We start from the raw sequence: 23,772 nt of genomic DNA on the forward strand, positions 1-23,772 counted from the left end.
TAATAAATGGATGGGGGAGAATATAAATGAACGAGAAAGAGTTATATGATGTAACGATTATTGGTGGAGGGCCTACGGGATTATTTGCAACTTTTTATGCTGGGATGCGGGACTTAAAAGTGAAAATTATTGATAGTTTAGGTCAACTTGGTGGCCAAGTGGGCGAATTATACCCAGATAAATATATTTATGATGTTGGCGGTTTTCCGAAAGTGCTCGGAAAGGATTTTATTAAGAATTTAGAGGAGCAAGCTGCTTTTGCCCAACCAACGATTTGTTTAAATGAAACAGTTTTACATGTGGAGAAACGTGAGGGCGTGTTTACATTAACGACAAATCAAGGACAGCACATATCGAAAACCATTTTAATTACTGGAGGAATAGGTGCATTTGAACCTCGTAAGTTAAAGGTAGAAGGCGAAGAATTGTATGAAGGTAAGAGCTTGCATTATTCAGTAAAAGATTTACATTATTTTAAAGGGCAGAGAGTTCTTGTTTGTGGTGGTGGTGATTCAGCTGTTGATTGGTCTCTCATGCTTGAGAATGTTGCATCACATGTTACATTATGCCATCGTCGAAATGATTTCAAAGCCCATGAAAGTAGCGTCAACGAGTTAAAAGCATCTACGGTACATATAAAAACACCATTTGCTATCAAACGATTAGTTGGTGAGGGAGATACGCTTCGACAAGTGGTGATTGCGCATAAAAATGGAGATGAAGAGGTGGTTAATACTGATCATATCATCGTCAATTATGGGAATATTTCTTCTCTTGGTCCGATTAAAAGCTGGGGATTAGAAATGGATCGTCAATCGATTATCGTCAACTCGAAAATGGAGACCAATATTAAGGGTATATTTGCAGCAGGTGACATTGTAAACTATGAAGGAAAGGTGAAACTAATTGCGGTTGGTTTAGGAGAAGCACCGATTGCGATAAATCATGCAAAATCGTATATTGACCCAGCTTCAAGAGTTCAACCGTTGCATAGTACGAGTGTATTTAAATAGGAGGTCATGAGAATGAAAATAGTTGGTGTATCTGGTTCAATGATTGGATCGAAAACAGTAAAAGTTGTTAATGAAGTATTAGAAGCTGTTAAAAGGAAAAGCCCAGTTGTCGAAACGGAGTTAATTGATTTAAAGGAGTATGAGGTTGATTGGGTACGAGGCTTGCCACTAGAAGCGTATAACGATGATACACAGAACGTTGTCGAGAAGATTATTGCCGCGGATGCACTTATTTTCGGAACACCAATTTATCAGGCTTCTATTTCTGGTGTGTTAAAAAACCTATTTGATCACTTGCCGATGGGAGTGTTTCAATCGAAAGTTACTGGCATCGTTACTACTGCAGGGTCAGAGCGTCATTTTCTTGTTGCTGAGTATCAGTTAAAACCAATCCTGCAATTTTTGAAAGCTACCGTACCGAATACGCAAGTGTTTGCTGTAAATGGAAGCTTTAATGAGAATAATGAAATTGTCGATCAAGAAGTATTAACTCGTATGGATGTGTTAGCAGAAGCGATTGTACAACAATAAATAGTATGTGTGAAACGTCACAGGCATAAATGGATTTGCTTGTGACGTCTTTTATATTTATCTAGAAAGAGAGTAACTGGATAAAGGGACTTTATGGTAAGTGTAGAATAGATTATAGTGAAAGATGAAGAGAGGAGGCATTCGAGATGAGTGCATTAGAGAAAAGAATTAGTAGTAAGAGTGAGGAAATGAACTTCTCGGGGGTCGCACATCTTGTTCAAAATGGGCAGTTGATCCTACATAAAGCATACGGTTATGCGAATCGATCAGAGAAATTAGAAAATAACATCGACACACGTTTCGGCATTGCTTCTGGTTGCAAACTATTTACAGCAATTGCCATTTGTCAATTAGTTGAACAAGGGAAACTAACGTTTCATACGAAATTGAAGGATTGCTTGTCTGTTCCTTTTCCGAATTTTTCAGAAGAGATTACCGTACATCATTTATTAACACATAGCTCTGGTGTACCCGATTATTTTGATGAAGAGGTTATGGATGATTTTGAGGATATTTGGAAGGAAATACCAATGTATCTGATGAAAAACACTCGTGACTTTTTACCGTTATTTCAAAATGGGAAAATGAAGTTTTCTCCAGGTGAGAGATTTCATTATAATAATACGGGCTTTCTCTTGTTAGGATTAGTCATTGAACAGTTATCAGGAATGAGTGTCACAAGTTATGTGGAGGAACATATTTTTAAACGTTGTAACATGGATAAATCAGGTTATTATTCACTAGATCGACTACCAAACAATACAGCGCTAGGTTATATTGACGAAGCAAATGGAATGTGGAGAACAAATCTATATTCTTTACCGATCATTGGTGGAGCAGATGGAGGGGCTTTTATTACTACTAGTAATATGATTAATCTTTGGCAGGCTGTACGTGAACATAACTTATTAAGTGAAACGATGACGGGGTTGTTGTTTACCTCTCACGTACAAACAGGTCAAGGTGGCTGTTATGGTTATGGTGTATGGATTGAGGAGAGCACTGCTCTTGGACGTAAGTATCATGTTATGGGCTATGATCCTGGTGTAAGCTTTGCATCGGCTTATTATCCTGAAAGGGATTGTATAGTTGTTATCACTTCTAATAAATCGAGTGGTCCTCATGATATATTAGAAGTCATTGAAAAGGAATGGAAATGAACGATTAGAGGAGTGAGTGATAATGATCAAAGGAGTACATCATGTCCAAATAACGATTCCTAAAGGGGAAGAAGAGGCAGGCAGAGCTTTCTATTGTGAAGAATTAGGGATAGAGGAAATGGAAAAGCCGGCGTCATTACAAGGAAGAGGAGGATTTTGGCTAAAGCTTGGTCACCGTCAAGTACATGTTGGGACAGAAGAAGGACTTGATCGGTTACAGACGAAGGCTCATATTGCCTATGAAGTGACCGATTTAGATTATTGGAAGCAAAGGTTGAATATGTTAGGAATCGAGATTATTGAATCCGTTCCTATCCCAGGATATGAGCGATTTGAATGTCGTGATCCGTTTGGGAATCGAATGGAATTTATTAAAGAAAATGAGAAATAGAGAAGAAAGGCACTGAATACGTTTGGTTTTCAACATTTGCGGTGTCCTCTAGAGAAGAGGTTATAGTGTGTATCTTTTAGCCGTGTGTCTATTTGTATGTATTATTTTATTGTTTGTAGATCCATTGGTTGCAGTTGGATTTGCATTTGTCGTCATTTTTTCTTGTTTGTTACGGATTTTATACGTATTAAAGGTTATTTCTAAAGAACTTCATTTAAAACGAAAGGATCAAGTTGAACAAGCATATGAAAATTACGTAGAAGAGGTCAAAGGTTTGAATGAGCTAAAGAAGAGGAATAGCTGATTTGAGCCTTGGAAAGTTTCAGCTATTGGATCAGTTATCATTCTTTATGATGATGACTCATCCATTTATCTTTTCATAACCGATCAATCATAATATGCATATATGTATTGTGTAAATAATGACTATTTCGAATACAGCCTTCTTGAAGGAAGCCGAGTCGTTCTCGTATACGACGGCTTTTTTTATTTTATGATAATCTCCTAAAGACCTTAATATCCTTTCCCACAGTAACACGAAAAACATTTTCTATACTACGTTCATGATGATTCTATTTAAATTGGTCATACTAAAGACAGAGGTGAGAGAGGTGGAGAATAACAACAAATGGTTTAGATGGCTATATCGTTCTGCTCTTATTTTAATCATTGCTCTCATTATTTTTGTTTTTATTCAGATTACGCCTATTTTTGCTCCTTTTAGCGCTATTTTCAAGGCATTAGTATTACCACTTGGTGTATCGGTGTTGATTGCTTATTTGCTTCACCCAATAGTGGAGAAACTTCATGAAGTAGGGATGTCAAGAGCCGTAGCTGTCTTGCTCCTTTTTCTTTTAATGATAGGCCTGTTTGCACTTATTGCGATGATTGGATTTCCAGAATTGAAAAAGCAAATTGAACATTTTGTTGAAGTTGTACCTGAGCAAGTGCAAATGATTGAGCAAGCAACTAATGAAGTGGACCACCAGCTCCATAGTTTACCAGAGCCCATTCAGCTTCAGGTGGAAAACTGGAAAGATCAATTAATTCGATTAGGTGAGCATATTTTTAGTCAAGTGGAAGCCGTGTTTCTCTTTTTAGTGACCTCTTTTTTCGCTTTAATTGTGATTCCGTTTTTAGTTTTTTATTTATTGAAAGATTATGGTCAAATTCAGAAGGTTTGCTGGTATGTGACACCTCGAAGATGGCGAAAACCTTTGCACCGCTTTATAAAGGATGTCGACCAAGCGATCGGGGGATTTATACGAGGACAATTACTCGTATCGTTACTAGTAGGAGTCATGTCAACTCTCGGTCTTTGGCTGTTAGGTGTACCATATCCGATCCTTCTCGGTGTTTTTATCGGAGCACTTGATTTAATTCCTTTTTTTGGTCCGTACATAGGTGCGGCTCCTGCTGTCATTGTTAGCTTTCTTGAATCGTGGCAGCTTGGATTATTTACGATTCTTTTATTATTTATTATACAACAGCTAGAAAGTAACATTCTATCACCAGTTATTGTTGGAAAGAGTATACACCTGCATCCAGTATTAATTATTTTAGCTTTATTAGTTGGGGTAGAAATTGGAGGTTTTTTAGGTATGCTATTGGCTGTACCATTATTGGCGGTAGGTAAGGTGGTTTTTTTACACATACGTTCATATCGTCTCGCACGTTGACATTTGCTTGTTACATTTTTATAATAAAGGAGCGAAATGAACAGATGAAAACGTTGAAGGAACGAGTATGGAGCAGTTCCACTTGTATAGAGAGGTTTGCCCGAGGCTGGAAGGTGAACTAAGTGAAGGGCTTCAGAACGCTAATCCTGAGTGTAGCTAATCGCTACCGTTAACCCGCGTTAAGGTATGAAAGAGATAGACGAATGTCTATAATTAGGGTGGTACCGCGTGAACAAGCTCTCGTCCCTTTATTGAGGGAGTGAGGGCTTTTTTCTATGAGCGTTGCTAGAATTTGGTATACCCGATTACATGTAAAGGAGTCGATGAAGATGAAACATTTAACATCTGCACAAGTTAGACAAATGTTTTTAGATTTTTTTAAAGAAAAAGGGCACGATATTGAACCAAGTGCTTCACTCGTTCCACATGATGATCCGACTTTATTATGGATTAATAGTGGTGTTGCTACCTTAAAGAAGTACTTTGATGGTCGGGTAATTCCGGATAATCCCCGTATTACAAATGCGCAAAAATCGATTCGTACAAATGATATTGAAAACGTAGGAAAGACCGCTAGGCATCATACGTTCTTTGAAATGCTTGGGAACTTCTCAATTGGAGATTACTTCAAGGAAGAAGCGATTGAGTGGGCATGGGAGTTTCTAACGAGTGATCAATGGATTGGGTTTGATCCTGAAAAATTATCAGTAACGGTACATCCTGAGGATCACGAAGCTTATGAATATTGGCAATCAAAAATCGGGCTTCCAGCTGAACGAATTATTCGTTTAGAGGGGAATTTCTGGGATATTGGTGAAGGCCCAAGTGGTCCGAATACGGAAATATTCTATGATCGTGGCGTAGCATATGGCGATGATGAGACTGATCCAGAGCTTTATCCTGGTGGTGAAAACGATCGATATCTTGAAGTATGGAATTTAGTATTCTCGCAATTTAACCATAATCCAGACGGTACATACACACCACTGCCTAAGAAAAACATAGATACAGGTATGGGGCTTGAACGTATGGTGTCCGTTATCCAAGATGTTCCAACAAACTTTGAAACGGACTTATTTATGCCGATTATTAAGGCAACGGAGCCTATTTCCGGAAAATCATATGGCCAAGATGTTGAAATTGATGTTGCCTTTAAAGTGATAGCTGATCATGTACGAACAGTGACATTTGCCGTAACGGATGGTGCTTTGCCTTCCAATGAGGGGCGTGGGTATGTATTACGCCGTCTTTTACGTCGAGCTGTTCGATATGCAAAGCTGATTGGGATTGACCGTCCATTTATGTATGAACTCGTTCCGGTTGTTGGTGAAATTATGGTCGATTTCTATCCAGAGGTAAAAGAGAAGACAGAATTTGTGCAAAAAGTCATGAAAAATGAAGAAGAGAGATTCCATGAAACACTTCATGAAGGACTAGCTATTTTAAATAAGGTGCTTGACGAGGCAAAGGAAAATGATGAGAAGGTAATTTCTGGTGTTGATGTTTTTCGACTTTATGATACGTATGGATTTCCTGTCGATTTGACAGAAGAATACGTGGAAGAACAAGGTTTAACAATCGACCGTGAAGGCTTTGAAGAGGAAATGGAAGGTCAACGTTCACGTGCTCGTTCAGCGAGACAAGAAGCAGGCTCAATGCAAGTTCAGGATGAAGTGCTTGGACAGATTACTGCTGAAAGTGTGTTCGTTGGATATGATGAGCTGAAGGTTGAACAGGCAACGATTGAAGTGATCATTTCTAATAAAGAAGTTGTAAAAGAAGCACACGAACAAGAACAAGTGCAAATGATTCTAAGCAAAACACCATTCTATGCTGAAAGCGGTGGGCAAATCGCGGATATCGGTACGATTAGCGGTAAAGGATTCGTAGCTGAAGTTCAGAATGTAAAGAAAGCGCCTAATGGTCAGCATCTTCATACAATCATAATAAAAGAGGGTGTTATGCGAGTAGGAGCAAAGGCTACCGCTGAAGTAAATGCTCCGAGTAGAAAAGCGATAGTGAAAAATCATACGGCGACTCATCTGCTTCATCAAGCATTAAAGGATGTTCTAGGTGAGCATGTGAATCAAGCTGGGTCCCTCGTGTCCGCTGATAGACTTCGATTCGATTTCTCTCATTTTGGTCAAGTGACGAAAGAAGAATTAAGTCGAATTGAAGCGATTGTCAATCAACAAATTTGGGAAGCGACCGATGTCAATATAATAATAAAGAAACTTGATGAAGCAAAAGCTATGGGAGCAATGGCGCTCTTTGGTGAGAAATATGGAGAAACAGTACGTGTTGTGAGAGTTGGCGAATATAGTTTGGAGCTTTGTGGTGGCTGTCATGTTCGAAATACAGCTGAAATTGGCTTGTGTAAGCTTGTAAGCGAATCAGGAATTGGTGCAGGTGTGCGTCGAATAGAAGCGGTAACAGCACAAGGAGCTTATGAGCAAATGAGCAGTCAACTACGAGTTTTACAAGACGCTGCTTCTATCCTGAAAGCGAAACGAGTAGAGGAAGTTCCACAACGAGTGGAGTCTTTAAATCAACAATTAAAAGAAGTTCAGCGTGAAAATGAATCTTTAATGGCAAAATTGGGTAACATGGAAGCTGGAAGCCTAATTGATGATGCTGTTGAAATTAATGGAGTAAAAGTACTTGCGAAAAAAGTGAATGCTGGTGATATGGATGCATTACGAGCAATTGTCGATAAATTAAAGCAAGACTTGTCTTCTGGTGTCATTGTATTAGCTGCTGTATCAGGTGAAAAAGTAAACATTGTAGCTGGTGTGACAAAAGATTTGCTTGAATCTGGTTACCATGCCGGTAAGCTTGTAAAGGAAGTAGCAACACGTTGTGGAGGCGGAGGTGGTGGACGTCCTGATATGGCGCAAGCAGGTGGAAAGAAGCCAGAGGAATTAGAAAAGGCACTTGCCTTTGTTCAAGATTACGTAAATACAATTTCCTAAATGGATCATTTTGGTGTACAATGGAAATAAAGACAAGCTAGCTTTTAAGGGAAGAAGGAGACTAGCAATGAATGAAAGAGGTGTGTGTGATGAGCTCTATGGACAAAACGATGCAATTTGATTTTCAGGATGATTCGGTTGATGTGGATGTACAAGAAGTGCTTCTTTCTGTGTATGGATCACTTGAGGAAAAAGGTTATAACCCAATCAACCAAATTGTTGGCTACTTACTGTCAGGAGATCCTGCGTACATTCCTCGTCATAAGGATGCTCGTACGCTCATTCGCAAGCTAGAACGGGATGAATTAATTGAAGAATTGGTGAAATCCTATCTCGCACAACACCAAAAGGAGATTGGATGAGAGCATTAGGATTAGATGTGGGTACGAAAACAGTTGGAATTGCCCTTAGTGATGAGCTAGGTTGGACAGCCCAAGGTCTGGAAACCATTAGACGAAATGAAGACAATCCTTCTGAAGATATGGAAAAGATAGCTAACCTTGTTAAAGAGCATAGTGTAAGCCATATTGTCATAGGATTACCTAAAAATATGAATGGTTCAATTGGTCCAAGTGGTGAACGAAGCAAGGAATTTGCTGAGCAACTTCAAGGGTTTGTCACTTGTGATATAACATTTTGGGATGAACGATTAACGACGGTTGCAGCAGAGAAAATGCTTATTTCAGCTGATGTAAGTCGAAAAAAACGTAAGAAAGTGATCGATAAAATGGCTGCTGTAATGATTTTACAAGGCTATTTGGATCATAAATAAATGAATGAGGTGTCTTATGGCAAACGAAGAAAAAGAACGCATTGTCATTCCCGACGAAAATGGGGATGAGCATTTATTTGATGAATTATTTCGTTTTCATGTCGATGAAACGGATCAATCATATATCTTATTAACTCCTGTGGGCTCTGATCAAGAAGATGAGGATGAAGAGGTCGAGGTATTCGCTTTTCGTTTTGAAGATCGCGAAGGTGAAGAAAACGATATCGCTCTGTTTCCGTTAGAAACCGATCAAGAGTGGGAAATGGTTGAAGAAATGTTGAATACATTTAGCGAAGATCAAGAATAATGACAAGGCCTATGAGGTATTTCGGTAGTCTACGCCTGCCGAAATACCTTTTTGTAAGGTTAAAGAAAGAGTAAGCAGAGTAATAACATGTTGTTTTATATGTAACGTTTTAAATCGTATGAAAGTACAAACGGTGTTTCACATAATTTCCACATAAAAATAAACTTTCATTGTTTTTATTGCTGACATATTTGAAAAATATAGTATAATGATACGGTGGAAGGAGGGGAATAATGTCTAATTCCAACGATAAACAGAGAAATTCCTTGTATCATGAAAGAGCGACACAAGCTCGGATCGTAAGAAGAATTGTCTTTTTTACGTTTCTTGGCTTAATTATTCTTGGAACGATCGCAGGATTTAGTGCGTATTCATATATAACAAATGCTCTATCTCCAGTTGATGAAGATTCACCAGAAGAAATTGAGATTACCATTCCGATTGGTTCAACTTCAAATCATATTGGAACGATTTTAGAAGAGGAAGGGCTTGTTCGAAATGGGACTGTCTTTCGTTATTATGTCCGATATAAAAATGAGTCTGGATTCCAAGCGGGGGATTATCGTCTTCATACAGGCATGACAATGGACGAAATTATTGAATCTTTAAAAGACGGAACGGTTATGCAAGACCCAGAATTGCAATTCACTATTCCTGAAGGGTTATGGCTTGAGCATATGATTGAAGCTATCGCAAATGAAACGGATCATACGGTTGAGGAGCTTGAAGCGGTTATCCATGATAGAGACTATGTAGAATCGCTTATTGAACGGTATGATATGCTAACTGAGGTTGTTTTAGATGATGATATTCGTTATCCGTTAGAAGGTTACCTATTTCCAGCAAGGTATGATTTCATGGTTAAAAATCCTTCTATTGAGGAAATCGTCGAAGCGATGCTAAGTAGAACACAGGCGATTTTAACTAACCTTGAAGAAGAGATGGACGAGCTTGAATTAACACCGCATGAAGTATTGACATTAGCATCAATTATTGAGCGAGAAGCACAGAAGTCTGAAGATCGTTATAAGATTTCAGGTGTCCTTTATACGCGTTTAGAGCGTGGAATGAAACTACAAGTCGATCCGACTACCGCTTATGCAATAGGTGAGCATTTATATATGACTTCATATGCTAACACACAGATTGACTCTCCATATAATACGTATGTTGTAGATGGAATTCCAATTGGTCCAATTGCTGGACCAGGACAGGATTCGATAGAAGCTGTAGTTCGTCCCGAAATAACAGGCGATCTTTATTTCTACGCGCGAGTTAATGGAGAAGTTCTGTATACGGATACGTATGAAGAGCACTTAGCAAATCGAGATCGTTATCGTCATGAGTGGATTGAAGCGGCTGAAGAAGCAGAACAAGAGGATGAAGAGTAATAAAAAGGGCACTGAAAAAGTTTGGTTTTAACTTTTTCGGTGCCCTTCCAGTGACTTCAATTATGAGGGGGAGGTGTCATTGACACACCCTCTTTTCCATATGAACAAGAAGGAGGTAGAAGATGGAACAGCTTGAGACTTATGTGAAATCGTTAATTCCAAGCCGAGGTTTAATTGTAGAAGAAATGGAGCGACAAGCTGAACGAGATCACGTCCCGATTATGGATATTATTGGGATGGAGTTCTTACTTCAACAATTAAAGCTAATTCAGCCAGAGAATATTTTAGAAATTGGCACAGCTATCGGGTATTCAGCTATTCGGATGAGTCAAGCGACTGGAGCGACGATTGTGACAATGGAACGAGATGAGCAGCGATATGAACAAGCGCTTGAAAATATTCAACGTGTTGAGTTAGAGAGCAAAATTCATGTTTGGTTCGGAGACGCAATGAATCTTGTTGAAAAACTTGAATCTTCGCCCCATTTTGATGTATTATTTATTGATGCTGCTAAAGGCCAATATCAACGCTTCTTTGAACTATACGAACCATATGTAAAGCGTGGCGGTGTGATCTTTTCTGATAATGTTCTTTTTCGTGGTTTAGTTGCAGAGGCTGAGGTTGAATCAAAGAGGTTGCGGAATTTAACAGAGAAAATAAAAACGTATAATTCTTGGTTAATGGCGCACCCTCGTTATGATACGAGAATTGTGCCAGTTGGGGACGGATTAGCGATTAGTATAAAACGATAGTAAAAAGGAGAGTAGGACGGTGAAAAAGCCTGAATTACTTGTAACACCAAAGGATCTTAATGCACTTGAACGTTTATTTAACGCTGGAGCTGATGCGGCAATTATAGGCGAAGAACGTTATGGATTACGTCTTGCTGGTGAATTTACGCGAAATGATATTAAACAAGCAGTTGAGCTTGCCCATAAACAAAATAAAAAAATATACGTAGCAATGAATGCTCTCTTCCACAATGACAAAGTAGAAGAGTTGGCAGAATATGTGGCTTTTTTAAATGAAGTAGAAATAGATGCAATCATATTTGGTGATCCAGCTGTTGTGATGACTGTTCGCGAGGTTTCACCTAAAATGCCGTTACATTGGAATACAGAGACGACAGCGACAAATTGGTTTACAGCGAACTATTGGGGAAAAAGAGGAGCTACGAGAGCGGTTTTAGCTCGTGAGCTCAGCATGGATGCCATTATTGAGATTAAAGAACACGCTGAAGTAGCAGTAGAAGTTCAAGTTCATGGAATGACCTGTATGTTCCAATCGAAACGAACATTAATAGGGAACTATATGGAATTTCAAGGGAAGAATTTAGAAGTGGAGCGACGTGGGAAGGAGCGACAATTATATTTGTTTGATCCGGAGCGCGAAGCTCGCTATCCTATATTTGAAGATGAAAATGGAACACATATTATGAGTCCGAATGATATAGCCATTATTGATGAGCTCGAGGAAATGATTGATGCTCAAATTGATAGCTTTAAAATCGATGGTGTATTAAAGTCGACTGAATATATGGAAGAAGTTACGAAGCTTTATCGTGACGCGATAGACCTCTGTACAACAAATCGTGAACAATATGAAGAGAAAAAAGAATGGTATATCGACCAATTAGAAGAGCTACAACCGAAACATCGTAAGCTCGATACAGGCTTCTTTTTCAAGGAAACGGTGTACTAAAGAAGGAGGGAGGAACAGAAGATGACTGTAACCGTAGAGGAAACAAGAAAAGCAAAACGCGTTATTACAAAAAAACCAGAACTTCTAGCACCTGCTGGTGATTTAGAAAAATTAAAAGTCGCTGTTCATTATGGGGCAGATGCGGTATTTATTGGTGGTCAGGAATTCGGCTTACGGTCGAATGCTGGAAACTTCACGATTGATGAAATGCGTGAAGGGGTGGAATTCGCTAACCGTTATGGAGCTAAAATTTACGTAACAACGAATATTTTTGCACACAATGAAAATATCGATGGACTTGAGGAATATTTACAAAGCCTTCAGGAAGTTGGAATAACAGGTATTATTGTGGCAGATCCTCTCATTATTGAAACGTGTAAAAAAGTCGCTCCAAAGGTGGAGGTGCATTTAAGCACACAACAATCATTGTCGAACTGGTTAGCGGTGAAGTATTGGAAGGAAGAAGGACTTCATCGTGTTGTTTTAGCACGAGAAGTAGGACTCGAAGAAATGCTTGAAATGAAAAAGCATGTCGATATTGAAATAGAAGCCTTTGTCCACGGAGCGATGTGTATTGCTTATTCTGGTCGCTGTGTATTAAGTAATCATATGACAGCACGTGATTCTAATCGTGGAGGTTGTTGCCAATCGTGTCGTTGGGAATATGACTTATTTGAATTGAACGAGAATGGTGATCAAGCGCTCTTTAGTGAACAGGACCCTCAATATACGATGAGTCCGAAAGATTTAAATTTATTACAATCAATTCCAAAAGTGATCGAAGCAGGAATTGATTGCCTTAAGGTCGAAGGTAGAATGAAGTCCATTCACTATGTAGCGACAGTAACGAGTGTTTATCGAAAAGTAATCGACGCTTATTGTGAGGACCCAGAAAACTTCAAGATTGATAAAGCCTGGTTAGATGAATTAGATAAATGTGCCAATCGAGATTTTGCTCCACAGTTTTTTGAAGGAACACCGACATTTGAAGAGCAAATGTATGGAAATCATCCAAAACGTACGAATTTTGATTTTATCGGCTTTGTGCTTGATTATGATCCAAAAACGTCGATTGTGACGATGCAGCAACGAAACCATTTCCGTCCAGGAGATGAAGTTGAATTTTTCGGACCAGAGATAGATAATTTTGTCCAATCTATTGATACGATTTGGGATGAGGATGGTCACGAGTTAGATGCAGCACGACATCCATTACAAGTTGTTCGCTTTAAGGTGGATCAACCTTTACATCCTATGAATATGATGCGTAAAGAGGTTCGGAAATGATCACTAAGCCGATCATTATCGGGGTTGCGGGAGGAACAGGATCGGGTAAAACAACGGTAGCCCATGAGATCTATCGTCATTTTAACAAGCAATCGATTGTATTAATTGAGCAAGATGCGTATTATAGAGATCAAAGTCATTTATCTATCGATGAACGACTGAAGACGAACTATGATCATCCACTTGCATTTGATACGGAGCTGTTGTTAGAGCATTTACATCGCTTACTTGAAAGAAAGACGGTGTCAAAGCCGGTTTATGACTATGTAAAGCATACACGATCCCATGAATTTATACCGATTTCTGCGAAGGATGTCATTATTTTAGAAGGAATTCTGATTTTAGAAGATAAGCGGTTGCGGGATTTGATGGACATTAAAGTGTTTGTTGATGCAGATGCGGACATTCGTTTTATCCGTCGTCTCGTACGTGATGTTGACGATCGCGGTCGGACAATTGAATCTGTTATTGAACAATATACGTCTATTGTACGACCGATGCATTTACAATTTGTTGAACCGACAAAGCGATATGCAGATATTATCGTTCCAGAAGGTGGGCAAAATCAGGTTGCGATCGATCTAATTGCAACAAAAATTCAGGCAATTATTGAAGGAAAAGCCATTTTGTAATAGGATAGAGTACATGTAAGGGATTTCATGAAATTTGTATATTGAACGTTTCTCTTACATAAGTATGGTTGAACAGCCATTATGTTAATTTTATTTTTGAAGGATATTGAGGAGTGAACGACGTGGCAGAAGAAAAAAAGCATTATATGACAATGGATGGTAAGAAAAAATTAGAAGAAGAACTCGAGTTTTTGAAAACTGAACGACGTAAGGAAGTCGTTGAACGTATAAAAATTGCTCGGAGCTTCGGTGATCTCTCGGAAAACTCTGAATATGACTCTGCGAAGGAAGAACAGGCTTTTGTTGAGGGTCGTATTGCTCAGCTTGAAAAGATGATTCGTAATGCTGTGATGATTGAAGATGAAGAAGGTGATGAAAATGTGGTTACGCTAGGGAAACTTGTAACAATCATTGAATTACCAGATGGTGAGGAAGAAGAATACGCAATCGTTGGTAGTGCGGAATCAGACCCGGCAGAAGGTAAGATTTCCAATGATTCACCAATGGCTCAAAGTTTGCTTGGAAAGCATGTGAATGATCATGTGACTGTGAACACACCAGGTGGCGAAATGGAAGTTAAGATTGTCGATATTCGTTAAATTGAAAGGAGTTTCAGCAGAGAGGTTTCTTCCCCTGTTTGAAACTCTTTTTTAAATAAAAACGTATAAATGACAGCGTACGTAGAAGCCGAGTTCAGAGAGAGTTCTCGGGCGTTATACGTTACAAGATGATCAGACAGAACGTATCGTTGTAGCGACTGGATATGGTAATGAAATTCCTCCTGTTAACGCGATTTTTCTTGAAAGATAAGAAAGCATAATATTAGAGGAAGACATGTGAGAAGAACCGAAAAAGCAAGTGGGATCATACCATGAAGAGCGTTGGCTTCGCTCGTTACACGTTATTCTGAAAGAACCCCATTTTCAGAATAACTGAAAACCATTGTAACGGCTCGGCACAGCGCAATTAAGAAAAAACGCAGTCGCGTTTTTCTTATAAAAAATAGTTAAATCAGTGCATTTACAAAGTGTGTACTTGTTGTCATACTTATTAGCGAACGTATTGCTGCAAGATAAAGGAGTGGTAGTATGAGGTCGTATCGTTATGAAGAAAGAAGAAAGAAACGGATAAATATTATATATAACATTGCAATTGTCATTGTCATGGTGCTAATCGCCTTTTTTGCTTTACAAATCTTTAATCAAGATGACAGTGAGCTTGTAAATGAATCAGAGACGACTGAAGATGAGGAAAATGAGCAAGATGATCAAGACCCGACTGTTCCAGATCCTGCACTTCCTGACGAGCAAGAGGAGCCACCTGTCCAAGACCCGGTTGTTCCTGAAGACTCTCAGCCAGACAATGATGGTATATTTGATGATGAAGAAGGAATAGAAGTGGATGTCGATGAAGGATCTTCTCGTCCAAGTGCGGATGAGTGGGAGCCGATTGGAACGACCCAATCAGAATTAAGGCTTGAATTCGGTGAAGGGACGACTAATCGTCAAGAAATGGATCGTGCTCTAAGTTATGCATCCGGGTTAAGTCTAGAGGAAATGACCGTTTGGCGAATTGAAAATGCTGGGGATCAACGAAGTGTAAGAGGTGTTGTAAGTAACTATGAAAATAGCGAAACACCGTATGAAATATTCTTGGAATGGCAAGATGGTGAAGGTTGGTTACCAGTGCAATTAAATCAATTAGATCACAACCCATATACAAGAAATTAAAAACGAAGGCCACCTACTATTTGTTTACTTCTGTAGGTGGCTTCATATAGTTAATATGAGAGGATGTAGAACGATATGAGAATTGGAATTATTGGCGCGATGGATGAAGAAGTAGAATTATTAAAAGAAAGCTTAAGTGAGCGTAAAGATCAGACAATCGCTAGGTGTGAATACCATCAAGGGTTCATTGGCAATCAAGAGGTTATTCTATTGAAATCAGGGATTGGTAAAGTAAATGCAGCAATAGGAACGACATTGTTAATTCAATTATTCAAACCAGATGTAATCATTAATACGGGGTCAGCAGGTGGATTTGATGAATCATTAAAAGTAGGTGATATCGTTATTTCAACTGAAGTTCGCTACAATGATGTGGATGCTACTGTTTTTGGTTATGAATTTGGACAAGTACCAGCAATGCCAGCCTTTTATTCACCTGATCAGCAATTAGTTGAAATTGCTAAAAAAGCAGCAGAAAGTGTTGGCATCCATTCAAAGACAGGACTTGTTCTCTCTGGTGATTCTTTTATGAGTGAGCATGAACGTGTCCAAGAACTAAAGCAACGATTTAAGCAGCCTTCGTGCTCAGAAATGGAAGCTGGTGCGATCGCCCAAGTGTGCCACCAATTTGAAGTGCCTTTTGTTATCATCCGTGCACTATCTGATATTGCGGGGCATGATGCCAAAGTGTCATACGATCAATTTTTGAAAAAAGCTTCTGTCAATTCAGCTAAACAAGTACTACTAATGGTTGAACTGCTTCAATCATAAAGAGCATTGGCTAAAATCCCCTCCATTGTCGATCATTACATCATCTTAGTCTCTTAAAAAAATGTTAGAATGATAGGTGATGAGGAGGGAATCGGATGACGGAAAAGAAGATGAAAGAGCAGCTAACAAAGATTGCAGATTTCAAACAATATAGTTTCATTTTACTTTCATTAAGTGCATTTCTATCAATTGGCTTACTGATTCCATCAGCTCCAATTACAGAGTGGCAAGTTCCAGCGGTAATGGCTGTTTTTATTTTATTAATAGCGGCAATTTTATGCCATCGTTATGCAATGAAGACATCGAAGCGTTTATACGAAGAGGATAATAAATAACGATAGGGATGGCAGTTAATGATCAAAATAGGATGCATGATGTGGGCTTAATGAGGGAGACAACTCTTCATTAGGCTTTTTTTGTATGAAGGTTACCTCAGTTTTCTGATAGAATAGAGAGATCAATATATTGGAATGGAGATTACATATGAATGAGACAAAACGACCCCTAGTGCTAGTAGCTGTTATGTTGGCGATGTTTATGGCAGCGGTGGAAGCGACAATTATTGCCACAGCGATGCCGAGGATTGTGGCAGATTTAGGCGGCTTTGCTTTGTTTAGTTGGGTGTTTTCAGCTTATTTACTCATGCAAGTCGTGACGATTCCTTTATACGGTAAACTCGCTGATATATATGGACGTAAGCTCATATTCTCAATCGGAATTATTCTCTTCTTAATCGGTTCGATTTTATGTGGTTTTTCTTGGTCGATGGAAATGCTCATCCTATCACGTTTTATTCAAGGAATAGGTGCAGGAGCGGTACAACCTATTGCGACAACGATTGTAGGTGATATGTATACGAAGGAAGAACGTGCGAAAATACAAGGATATTTGTCTAGTATATGGGGGATTTCAGCGATACTCGGTCCGTTGTTAGGAGCGTTTTTTGTTGAATATGTTAATTGGTCATGGGTGTTTTGGATAAATGTCCCTTTTGGTATTTTCTCGGTATTGATCGTCTGTTTGTTTTTAAATGAAAAGATAGAACAAAAGCAACAAAAGCTTGATTATGGAGGAGCGCTTCTATTATTTGTAACAATGACAACAATGATGTTTGTCTTTTTACAACTGGATGGAGATTCTTTCCTTACATGGGTTCAGCTTTTATTTATATTTGTATGTTCGATTATAGGCCTGATTTGGTTTATTTATCACGAGAAAAAGACGTTAGCACCGATGGTCAATTTTACATTGTGGAAAAGGAGAGAAATACTTTATGCAAATCTAGCCTCCTTAACGACAGGAGCGATGCTATTAACGGTATCGACCTTTTTGCCGACATATGTACAAGCAATATTAGAACAAAGCCCCCTCATTGCTGGGTTAACGTTAACAGCAATGTCAATTGGCTGGCCGATTTCAGCGATGATTGCTGGAAAGATGATACTTAAGGTAGGATTTCGTATAACGGCTCTTATTGGAGGGGGTGGGTTATTCGTAGGGGCGATTTGCTATTTGACGTTATCCTCGATAGCATATCCATTATGGGCAGCACTAGGCTCTTTTTTTATCGGAGTTGGTATGGGCTTTTCAACGACCACATTTATTGTTTCTATTCAATCAACGGTTGATTGGAAATCACGTGGAGAAGCAACAGCGATGAATATGTTTATGCGGCAGTTAGGAGGAGTGATAGGGGTTACATTACTTGGTGGCCTGTTAAATCGGTATTTACGTACATATTTTCAAAACGTGGACGATAAAGTTACATTTGAACCAACAATTGATGAGGTTAATCGGATTTTGGATGAAACAGAACGAGTAGCATTAACGAATAATGAGCAACTTTTATTGCAAGAAGGTTTGTCAGGAGGATTAAGTTACATATTCATAGCACTACTCGTATTAGCGGTTGTCACCTTCTTTCTGATTTTACAGTTACCTAAAGATGAAAAAAGCAAAGAAGCAGGGAAGTGATCAAGCGATATGTACAGTGGAGTGCTAGATTGATTATGGTTTCGTAATGTCAATAAAATGTTTTAAAATGCGTGCTGTTAATCCCCAAATGGTGTATGTCTCATAGTAATAAAAATACTGCTCGATTGTGTGGCGCTGATGTTGAACATGTTTATAGCGGCTGTTTGTCTCAGGCTCAATGATGAATCGCATTGGATGCTGCTCTGGTGGGTGAAGATAAAAGTGACGAAGCGGTACCGTAAATAAATGATCGACCTCTGCAGGGTTCGCTTTAATCTCTGTAAATGGATAAATAACCTGAGCAACATAAGGATAAATAATCCCTTTAAAAGGCGTGATGAGTATATCTAAATCAGCCAGTAACTGAATATACTTGCTTTGGATTTGTAACTCTTCTGTTAATTCTCTAAGAGCAGCATCACGAGGGCTTTTGTCTTGTTCATCGATTCTTCCTCCTGGAAAACAAATATCTCCAGGCTGTGATCGTAGTTCATAGGATCGGACCTCAAATAATACAGAAAGCTCTCCATCGATATCGATAAGTGGGAGAATAACGGCAGCGTTTTTCATTTGATCTTGTCCGATAATGCGTACTTGTCGATTGCTAAGTTGTTTCTCAATCTTTCTAATCATTTGCATCATCTGTATTCCCTCCTATATATTAATGTATCACGAAATTAAGAAAAAGAGGAATAATGAAGGGCACTGGAAAGTTTGGTTTTAACTTTTTTTGGTGTCCTTGAATATAGGATTTCTATGAGAAAAAACGTTACGAAAAAAACAACATGAAGGTTTTCTGTTAGATGATCTAACAAAAACACTGTATTTTTGTTATCCGTACGTTAAAGTATACACATGAAGGGTCATTGACCTAGCTTCAAAAATGTTCTCTCTACTCTTCCCTATTGTCGGGCAGTTCCTTTTCTTGGAACTGCCTCTTTTTTGTTAAGCCGTACATATAAAAAAGATTATGTTGCAAAAATGGGTCTATTCATCGAAAATAAAGTTATACACTGACATATACTAATATAAAGAATGTGGAGAAGGAAGATAAGGGGAAGAGTCCGATGAATGTCCAGCAGAAAGAAAACGAAATGTTAAATTTATTGGAGAAGCTAGTGAACATTGATAGTGGATCACATGATAAAGAAGGCGTAGATCAAATAGGAAAGGAGCTAACACCTTATTTTATACAGATAGGCTATGATTTAGAGATGAAGGAGCAAAAAGATGTAGGCAATCACTTAGTTTACCGATTTGGATCAACTCACGCTTCTATTATAATTGTAGCTCATATGGATACGGTATTTGAAAAAGGTACATCTGCAAAAAGGCCTTTTTCCATTGAAGGTAGACGAGCGTATGGTCCGGGAGTAATTGATATGAAGGCTAGTTTAGTATCGGTTATTTATGCATTGTCATATTTAAAGGAGAGTGGTTCATCTGCGTATGAGCATGTTCAAATCTTACTAACAAGTGATGAAGAAATAGGTTCTCCGACATCTCGTTCTCTAATCGAGAAGGAGGCCAAAGGAAAGCGATATGCACTTGTGATGGAGCCTGCTCGCAGGGATGGATCAGTTGTTACAGGGCGAAGAGGCAATGGGCGCTATGTGATTGAAGTACATGGACGTGCAGCGCATTCAGGTATTGAACCTGAAAAAGGAAGAAGTGCAATAGAGGAATTAGCACATAAAATTGTAAAGTTACATGATTTAAACGACCATGAACGAGGGATTTCAGTTAATGTAGGTATTATCGCTGGAGGAAATGCAGTTAATACGATTTCTGATACAGCTATTGGTCACATTGATGTCCGTGTTGCTACTATAGAGCAAGCTAAAGAGATGGAATTGAAAATTGAACAGCTTTGTGCAACGTCTGATGTACAAGGGACAAATATTGAACTTACTGGCGATATGAGTCGACCTCCAATGGTTAAAAATAAACAAATAAACGAGCTTTATCGAGTTGTAAAGAAAGTAGGAGCGGAATTAGGATTGTCCATCAAAGATACAAAAACAGGTGGGGGATCAGATGCCTCGTTTACAGCGGCGATGGGTATTCCAACCATTGATGGACTTGGGCCTATTGGCGGATATGCTCATAGCGAAAAGGAATACTTAGATGTGGATTCGCTAACGGAGAGGACTTTATTATTAGCTAAAATTATCGAAAAGCTTGCCAAACCTAATGAAAATACTAAAAAAGAAGTTAGTTGAATGAAGTCTAATGGCTGCTGTAAAGGCTATTAGACTTTTTAATGATTCCCCTTAACGATTTATTTTAAGAAGTGATTGTTATATTATAAAAATATGCGATAATAAGTATACAGACCTATTATTAAAGTTCTAGGGGGAGTTAACATGGCACGTTCATTATTTAAAAGAAAAATGAAGCAATCAGAGGAAGAAGCACAACACTTTCAAGGGGTCTTATCTATTGATAAGAACTCAGAATATGCTAAGCAAATAGAAATGATAGGCTTAAATGAAAGCGAGCTCGGATTTATTCAATCATTGAAGCCTTATGTGATAGAACAAATAGACGATGTCATTGATCGTTTTTATCAAGTGTTAACTGCGGAGAATCAGCTGAAATCCATTATAAATGACCACAGTTCTGTAGAAAGATTAAAACGAACTTTGTCAACACATATTGTGGAAATGTTTAGTGGGGAAATAACGGATACATACATCCAAAAGCGAATCAAGGTTGCTGAAATACATGTGAAAATTGGCTTGCCTACTAAGTGGTATGTCTTATCGTTTCAAGTACTTTTTCAAGCGTTTTCAACGATCTTTCAACAAAGAATAAAAGATCAAGACAAATTTGTACGAGCATTGAATGTAACGAATAAATTATTGAACCTAGAACAGCAGCTTGTATTAGAATCGTATGAGCTTGAAAATGAGCGAGCTAATCAAGAGCATGAGGAACAAAAGAATCAGTTTGCTGAAGTAGTGAAAACAGCCTCCGAAGAATTAGCAACGATTTCACAAGAAACGAGTGCGTCAATGCAATCGTTAAATGAACAGGCTAAGTCTATTGAGACAAAATCAATAGAAAATTTACGTTATGCAAAAGAAGCAGAGCAAGTATCTTATAATGGAAAAGAGCAAGTTGATGAACAACGTACAATTATTGGAAATATCCAAGAAACGGTTCAAGGGATTGTTGTTGAGTCTCAAGAATTGCGCCAAACGTCAAGCGACATTACTCAAATTATTTCATTAATAACCGACATTGCTGATCAGACGAATTTACTAGCTTTAAATGCAGCAATTGAAGCAGCTAGAGCAGGTGAGCAAGGGCGAGGATTTGCAGTTGTTTCTGAGGAAGTACGTAAATTAGCAGATCAAACTAAACAATCGGTTTCTAGTATTTCAACGTTAATTGAAAAGACGAATGAACAGATGAATCGTGTTTTAAATTCAGTTGAGGAAGTCGATCATCAAATTGCTGATAGTGTGACATATGTAAGTGATACAGCAGCCTTTTTTGAAAAGATCATTGATGCAATGGGACTCAGTAAAAAACAAACGAATGAAGTAAAGGAAGAGTTGCTCAAATTTGTGCAAACATTAGAGGATGTTGCAGCAGCTTCTGATCAAGTGTCAGTCGCATCAGATCAATTGAATCATTCAACTTCGAATTTATAAATATGTCAAAAGTCAGGAGTGTTTCCCTGACTTTTTTGATTTGCAGGTATAGCTCTATTTCAAGAGGCATTGGAAAGGAGCATCTCAAAGGTTCTTTCTAACCTTTGAGATGAGTACAGTTTATTGGATTGTTACATGATCTAAATAAATGGCGGTTTGTCCATTGCTATTTGAAGCTCCAATAAATTCAACGCCAATTTCTTTTACGTCATTTAGGTTTGGAATAGATGAAAGAGGCAAAGTGACAGTCGTACCATTTGCTGAGTTTACTGGGATAGGATCACCATTAAACCAGCTATAGTTTGAGCCCGTTTTTACATACATTCTCGCCGTTAAATTACCAACATTTCCCCAATGTGCATGGCGGACAGTGGCTTGTAAAGTAGAGTAGCCTGATAAATTTCGATTTTCAACTTTTGCTAATTCATGTTTGGAGTTAGCTGATAAGAAAATATCGGCCTTTAATGAATGGTTACCATTTGTACTCCATTCATTCGTCGTCCAAGGTCCTCCAAGAAGTGAAGAACCTGACCAGCCTTGAGTGCCATGTTCGAAATCATATAAGATCGTTTCATTACCGTTATGAGGAGGGGGATCTCCATTGTTTGGAGCGGTATGGAAAATCGAGCTTGGAATGGATGTTTCGAGTAATCCATTAGGCCCGTGGACAATGGTATTTCCCCAAGAAGTTAAGTTTGTTCCTTGCCAATCATAAGATAAATCTAGATATTCCCATTGAGTCCCATTGCCTTTCCAAGACCAAGCTAGCCAACCGACTCCTCTTTGTTGCGAGTAGCTCAATATCGTTGCTTCATCAACATCTCCGTCCGTATGCATATGCCCAAATTCTCCTATTACAAGAGCTAACCCTTGATCGACGACACCATCGATATTAGATTGTACCATTGAAGCATTTCCGCCAGCATATTCATACATATGGATGGAAAACATCGTATTTGCTAAAGGATCAGCATTAAATACCTCTTGACCATAATCATGAATCGATTGAGGGTATTGTCCCCAACCAGCTGCATCTACCATTAATGTATGAGTGAAGCCAGCATTTCGTAAACGTGGAATAACCTCCTTATAGCCATTTGCCCAGCCTTGTCCGTCCCATGCTCCATACCATTCATTGGCAATGTTAATTATGACGCGATCTTCTTTTCCAATTAAAGCGTCTTTCATTTCAATCCAATAATCGACAGCACGATTTAAGTCAGCCATAGAATTAGATCCTGTTGCATCGTGAACCTCAACAACAGCAATCATCTCATGTTCCTCTGCTAAATCGAGCACTTGATTTAATGTGTTTATATCATCTTTTGCCCATTGACCACCATCTGACAGAACAATACGAATTGTATTTGCTCCTTGATTAGCAATAGCTGGTATAGCGACGTTAGAATCATGTTTATACCAGGCATGTCCATGATTGATACCTCTCATTACAAAGGGCTCTCCGTTGGCGTCATAAAGGGTTGAACCTTCGATATAAAAACCAGAATGTGTTTGGCTATGACCATCAGAGGCAAAAAGAAAAAAACTGAATAGAAGACAAGAACTGACAATTAACTTACCGAAATTTCTCATTTGAATTACCTCCTCTATTTTTTGTACATACTTGTTTCGATTACGATTGAGGTAACGTTACCTTTTTGCAACCTCCTTCCCTTTTTTGTAAGCGCTTAACTATTAAGTTAAAATACTTAACCGATAAGTTCAACTTTTTTTATAGAAAATAGTTATTATTTACTAGTTTTCACTCATTAAATCATTCATAATACCTATTAACCTTG

Annotated in this window: 24 protein-coding genes and 1 other annotated feature; of the genes, 22 read left to right on the top strand and 2 right to left on the bottom strand. The window is 38.5% G+C overall.

Annotation, left to right across the window (positions count from 1 at the left end; genetic code table 11):
- Positions 1–26: 26 nt before the first annotated feature.
- The 20 genes from JCM9152_RS16965 (at position 27) to JCM9152_RS17060 (ending at position 18,311) form a co-directional block, all read left to right on the top strand.
- Positions 27–1,013 (top strand): NAD(P)/FAD-dependent oxidoreductase, encoded by a 987-nt coding sequence (locus JCM9152_RS16965; protein WP_035346530.1) that lies wholly within the window; start codon positions 27–29, stop codon positions 1,011–1,013.
- A 12-nt stretch (positions 1,014–1,025) separates the two neighbouring features.
- Positions 1,026–1,544, top strand: coding sequence for an NADPH-dependent FMN reductase (locus JCM9152_RS16970; protein WP_035346531.1), 519 nt, complete (start codon positions 1,026–1,028; stop codon positions 1,542–1,544).
- 146 nt (positions 1,545–1,690) lie between these two features.
- A complete protein-coding gene (locus JCM9152_RS16975) occupies positions 1,691–2,704 on the top strand; it encodes a serine hydrolase domain-containing protein (RefSeq protein ID WP_035346532.1) in 1,014 nt (337 codons plus the stop codon).
- Between the two features lie 22 nt (positions 2,705–2,726).
- Positions 2,727–3,095 carry a VOC family protein gene (locus JCM9152_RS16980; protein ID WP_035346533.1) on the top strand — a complete coding sequence of 123 codons (369 nt, stop codon included), beginning with the start codon at positions 2,727–2,729 and terminating at the stop codon, positions 3,093–3,095.
- A 67-nt stretch (positions 3,096–3,162) separates the two neighbouring features.
- On the top strand, positions 3,163–3,399 hold the full coding sequence (locus tag JCM9152_RS16985; RefSeq protein ID WP_035346534.1) for a hypothetical protein: 237 nt from the start codon (positions 3,163–3,165) through the stop codon (positions 3,397–3,399).
- Positions 3,400–3,706: 307 nt separating this feature from the next.
- Positions 3,707–4,774, top strand: a complete 1,068-nt coding sequence (locus JCM9152_RS16990; protein WP_035346535.1) for an AI-2E family transporter — start codon at positions 3,707–3,709, stop codon at positions 4,772–4,774.
- A 44-nt stretch (positions 4,775–4,818) separates the two neighbouring features.
- Positions 4,819–5,025 (top strand) — a binding site (T-box leader).
- A gap of 78 nt (positions 5,026–5,103) precedes the next feature.
- The gene (gene alaS / locus JCM9152_RS16995) at positions 5,104–7,746 is read left to right on the top strand and encodes an alanine--tRNA ligase (protein WP_035346536.1); all 2,643 of its coding nucleotides are present in this window, start codon (positions 5,104–5,106) and stop codon (positions 7,744–7,746) included.
- 89 nt (positions 7,747–7,835) lie between these two features.
- Positions 7,836–8,108 carry an IreB family regulatory phosphoprotein gene (locus tag JCM9152_RS17000; protein ID WP_035346562.1) on the top strand — a complete coding sequence of 91 codons (273 nt, stop codon included), beginning with the start codon at positions 7,836–7,838 and terminating at the stop codon, positions 8,106–8,108.
- Positions 8,105–8,518 carry a Holliday junction resolvase RuvX gene (gene ruvX / locus JCM9152_RS17005; protein ID WP_035346537.1) on the top strand — a complete coding sequence of 138 codons (414 nt, stop codon included), beginning with the start codon at positions 8,105–8,107 and terminating at the stop codon, positions 8,516–8,518. Before JCM9152_RS17000 ends, ruvX begins: the two co-directional genes overlap by 4 nt.
- Positions 8,519–8,534: 16 nt before the next feature.
- Positions 8,535–8,825: a DUF1292 domain-containing protein gene (locus JCM9152_RS17010; protein WP_035346538.1), complete on the top strand. Its 291-nt coding sequence runs from the start codon at positions 8,535–8,537 to the stop codon at positions 8,823–8,825.
- A 233-nt stretch (positions 8,826–9,058) separates the two neighbouring features.
- Positions 9,059–10,216 (top strand): endolytic transglycosylase MltG, encoded by a 1,158-nt coding sequence (gene mltG, locus JCM9152_RS17015; RefSeq protein ID WP_035346539.1) that lies wholly within the window; start codon positions 9,059–9,061, stop codon positions 10,214–10,216.
- 122 nt (positions 10,217–10,338) lie between these two features.
- The gene (locus tag JCM9152_RS17020) at positions 10,339–10,968 is read left to right on the top strand and encodes an O-methyltransferase (protein WP_035346541.1); all 630 of its coding nucleotides are present in this window, start codon (positions 10,339–10,341) and stop codon (positions 10,966–10,968) included.
- Positions 10,969–10,987: 19 nt separating this feature from the next.
- Positions 10,988–11,917, top strand: a complete 930-nt coding sequence (locus JCM9152_RS17025) for a peptidase U32 family protein (RefSeq protein WP_035346542.1) — start codon at positions 10,988–10,990, stop codon at positions 11,915–11,917.
- Positions 11,918–11,938: 21 nt separating this feature from the next.
- The gene (locus tag JCM9152_RS17030; protein ID WP_035346543.1) at positions 11,939–13,204 is read left to right on the top strand and encodes a peptidase U32 family protein; all 1,266 of its coding nucleotides are present in this window, start codon (positions 11,939–11,941) and stop codon (positions 13,202–13,204) included.
- The gene (gene udk, locus JCM9152_RS17035; protein ID WP_035346544.1) at positions 13,201–13,836 is read left to right on the top strand and encodes a uridine kinase; all 636 of its coding nucleotides are present in this window, start codon (positions 13,201–13,203) and stop codon (positions 13,834–13,836) included. The genes JCM9152_RS17030 and udk overlap by 4 nt, the downstream gene beginning before the upstream one ends.
- 122 nt (positions 13,837–13,958) lie before the next feature.
- Entirely contained in the window at positions 13,959–14,435 is a 477-nt protein-coding gene (gene greA / locus JCM9152_RS17040) for a transcription elongation factor GreA (protein ID WP_035346545.1), read from the top strand.
- A 489-nt stretch (positions 14,436–14,924) separates the two neighbouring features.
- Entirely contained in the window at positions 14,925–15,566 is a 642-nt protein-coding gene (locus JCM9152_RS17045) for a YrrS family protein (protein WP_035346547.1), read from the top strand.
- A gap of 75 nt (positions 15,567–15,641) precedes the next feature.
- On the top strand, positions 15,642–16,337 hold the full coding sequence (gene mtnN, locus JCM9152_RS17050) for a 5'-methylthioadenosine/S-adenosylhomocysteine nucleosidase (RefSeq protein ID WP_035346548.1): 696 nt from the start codon (positions 15,642–15,644) through the stop codon (positions 16,335–16,337).
- Positions 16,338–16,432: 95 nt separating this feature from the next.
- Positions 16,433–16,672 carry a YrhC family protein gene (locus tag JCM9152_RS17055; protein WP_035346549.1) on the top strand — a complete coding sequence of 80 codons (240 nt, stop codon included), beginning with the start codon at positions 16,433–16,435 and terminating at the stop codon, positions 16,670–16,672.
- Between the two features lie 148 nt (positions 16,673–16,820).
- Complete coding sequence (locus JCM9152_RS17060) at positions 16,821–18,311, top strand: MDR family MFS transporter (RefSeq protein WP_035346551.1); 1,491 nt, start codon at positions 16,821–16,823, stop codon at positions 18,309–18,311.
- A 33-nt stretch (positions 18,312–18,344) separates the two neighbouring features.
- Here the strand turns inward: JCM9152_RS17060 and JCM9152_RS17065 are convergent, their stop codons facing one another.
- Positions 18,345–18,953, bottom strand: a complete 609-nt coding sequence (locus JCM9152_RS17065) for an NUDIX hydrolase (RefSeq protein ID WP_052016083.1) — start codon at positions 18,951–18,953, stop codon at positions 18,345–18,347.
- 425 nt (positions 18,954–19,378) lie between these two features.
- Here JCM9152_RS17065 and JCM9152_RS17070 point away from each other — a divergent pair, with 425 nt between their 5' ends.
- Positions 19,379–20,533: a M20 family metallopeptidase gene (locus JCM9152_RS17070; RefSeq protein WP_035346552.1), complete on the top strand. Its 1,155-nt coding sequence runs from the start codon at positions 19,379–19,381 to the stop codon at positions 20,531–20,533.
- 144 nt (positions 20,534–20,677) lie between these two features.
- The gene (locus JCM9152_RS23865) at positions 20,678–21,973 is read left to right on the top strand and encodes a globin-coupled sensor protein (RefSeq protein ID WP_035346553.1); all 1,296 of its coding nucleotides are present in this window, start codon (positions 20,678–20,680) and stop codon (positions 21,971–21,973) included.
- Between the two features lie 120 nt (positions 21,974–22,093).
- Here the strand turns inward: JCM9152_RS23865 and JCM9152_RS21530 are convergent, their stop codons facing one another.
- Complete coding sequence (locus tag JCM9152_RS21530) at positions 22,094–23,566, bottom strand: glycoside hydrolase family 5 protein (protein ID WP_052016085.1); 1,473 nt, start codon at positions 23,564–23,566, stop codon at positions 22,094–22,096.
- Positions 23,567–23,772 lie beyond the last annotated feature (206 nt).

Origin of the sequence: Halalkalibacter hemicellulosilyticusJCM 9152 (assembly GCF_000513115.1) — a bacterium.
Taxonomy (GTDB): domain Bacteria; phylum Bacillota; class Bacilli; order Bacillales; family Bacillaceae_D; genus Halalkalibacter; species Halalkalibacter hemicellulosilyticus.

What these genes read in the sequence shown, in the direction of transcription:
- JCM9152_RS16965 (WP_035346530.1), top strand. Translation starts at nt 27, where the DNA reads ATGAACGAGAAAGAGTTATATGATGTAACGATTATTGGTGGAGGGCCT.
- JCM9152_RS16970 (WP_035346531.1), top strand. Translation starts at nt 1,026, where the DNA reads ATGAAAATAGTTGGTGTATCTGGTTCAATGATTGGATCGAAAACAGTA.
- JCM9152_RS16975 (WP_035346532.1), top strand. Translation starts at nt 1,691, where the DNA reads ATGAGTGCATTAGAGAAAAGAATTAGTAGTAAGAGTGAGGAAATGAAC.
- JCM9152_RS16980 (WP_035346533.1), top strand. Translation starts at nt 2,727, where the DNA reads ATGATCAAAGGAGTACATCATGTCCAAATAACGATTCCTAAAGGGGAA.
- alaS (WP_035346536.1), top strand. Translation starts at nt 5,104, where the DNA reads ATGAAACATTTAACATCTGCACAAGTTAGACAAATGTTTTTAGATTTT.
- JCM9152_RS17000 (WP_035346562.1), top strand. Translation starts at nt 7,836, where the DNA reads ATGAGCTCTATGGACAAAACGATGCAATTTGATTTTCAGGATGATTCG.
- ruvX (WP_035346537.1), top strand. Translation starts at nt 8,105, where the DNA reads ATGAGAGCATTAGGATTAGATGTGGGTACGAAAACAGTTGGAATTGCC.
- JCM9152_RS17010 (WP_035346538.1), top strand. Translation starts at nt 8,535, where the DNA reads ATGGCAAACGAAGAAAAAGAACGCATTGTCATTCCCGACGAAAATGGG.
- mltG (WP_035346539.1), top strand. Translation starts at nt 9,059, where the DNA reads ATGTCTAATTCCAACGATAAACAGAGAAATTCCTTGTATCATGAAAGA.
- JCM9152_RS17020 (WP_035346541.1), top strand. Translation starts at nt 10,339, where the DNA reads ATGGAACAGCTTGAGACTTATGTGAAATCGTTAATTCCAAGCCGAGGT.
- JCM9152_RS17030 (WP_035346543.1), top strand. Translation starts at nt 11,939, where the DNA reads ATGACTGTAACCGTAGAGGAAACAAGAAAAGCAAAACGCGTTATTACA.
- udk (WP_035346544.1), top strand. Translation starts at nt 13,201, where the DNA reads ATGATCACTAAGCCGATCATTATCGGGGTTGCGGGAGGAACAGGATCG.
- JCM9152_RS17045 (WP_035346547.1), top strand. Translation starts at nt 14,925, where the DNA reads ATGAGGTCGTATCGTTATGAAGAAAGAAGAAAGAAACGGATAAATATT.
- mtnN (WP_035346548.1), top strand. Translation starts at nt 15,642, where the DNA reads ATGAGAATTGGAATTATTGGCGCGATGGATGAAGAAGTAGAATTATTA.
- JCM9152_RS17055 (WP_035346549.1), top strand. Translation starts at nt 16,433, where the DNA reads ATGACGGAAAAGAAGATGAAAGAGCAGCTAACAAAGATTGCAGATTTC.
- JCM9152_RS17060 (WP_035346551.1), top strand. Translation starts at nt 16,821, where the DNA reads ATGAATGAGACAAAACGACCCCTAGTGCTAGTAGCTGTTATGTTGGCG.
- JCM9152_RS17065 (WP_052016083.1), bottom strand. Translation starts at nt 18,953, where the DNA reads ATGATGCAAATGATTAGAAAGATTGAGAAACAACTTAGCAATCGACAA.
- JCM9152_RS17070 (WP_035346552.1), top strand. Translation starts at nt 19,379, where the DNA reads ATGAATGTCCAGCAGAAAGAAAACGAAATGTTAAATTTATTGGAGAAG.
- JCM9152_RS23865 (WP_035346553.1), top strand. Translation starts at nt 20,678, where the DNA reads ATGGCACGTTCATTATTTAAAAGAAAAATGAAGCAATCAGAGGAAGAA.
- JCM9152_RS21530 (WP_052016085.1), bottom strand. Translation starts at nt 23,566, where the DNA reads ATGAGAAATTTCGGTAAGTTAATTGTCAGTTCTTGTCTTCTATTCAGT.